Source organism: Stenotrophomonas sp. STEN083, assembly GCF_056759195.1.
The window spans coordinates 1-220 of sequence record NZ_JBRRCU010000130.1; the positions used below are offsets into that span (position 1 = coordinate 1).

Genomic DNA, 220 nt, shown 5'->3' on the forward strand with positions numbered 1-220 from the left:
ACCGACGGTGCCCACGCCGGTTGCCAGCTTCACCGTGGCCAAGCATGCGGCCGTGGCCGACAGCAATGGCAACACCGTGCTCGGTGATGCCGGTGACGTGATCACCTATACCTTTACGGCCAGCAACACCGGTACGGTGGACCTGACCGGTGTGGTGGTGAGCGATGCAATGCTGCCGGGCCTGGTATGCACCATCGCCAACCTGGCGGTTGGCGCCAGC

Annotated in this window: 1 protein-coding gene; it reads left to right on the plus strand. The window is 65.0% G+C overall.

Annotated elements, in window-relative coordinates; genetic code table 11:
* Positions 1 to 220: DUF7507 domain-containing protein (locus tag ACVOK8_RS19180; protein ID WP_481568205.1), on the plus strand; the 220-nt coding region annotated here is incomplete at both ends.